At 63.1% G+C, this 426-nt stretch carries 1 pseudogene; it reads right to left on the bottom strand.

What is annotated here, in order from left to right:
* Window positions 1–18: 18 nt before the first annotated feature.
* Window positions 19–426 (bottom strand): annotated as a pseudogene (locus tag ACQ7C1_RS31800) (hypothetical protein); the annotation flags it as partial.

Here is a 426-nt window from a genome sequence, read left to right on the forward strand (position 1 = left end):
ATTGTCGTCGGCCTCGTCTCAGCGGGCGTCGTCGATCGCCTGGACGAGCTGGGTGACGGCTTCGTCGGAGCTCTTGATCTGGCCGTGGACGAACTTCGAGACGACGTCCTTATAGGCATTGGCGATCGCCGGAGGCGCGCCATAACCCTGGGCCAGCGAACCGAACAGCGTGCCGCCTTCATTGGCCGCCTTCAGGTCGGCGATGCCCTTCTTGCCGCAGGCGTCGAAATCGGTGTCGGGTACGTCGGTGCGGGCCGGAACCGAACCCTTGACGACGTTGAAGGCCGACTGGAAGCTCTTCGACAGCGTTGCGGTCGCCAGCGCCACCTGGGCCGCCTTGCGGTCCTCGGGAACGTTGAACATGCCGAACATGTCGGAGTTGTGGGAACGTTGAACATGCCGAACATGTCGGAGTTGTAGAGGTCC

The organism is Rhizobium sp. Nf11,1 (genome assembly GCF_050587665.1).
Lineage (GTDB): Bacteria > Pseudomonadota > Alphaproteobacteria > Rhizobiales > Rhizobiaceae > Rhizobium.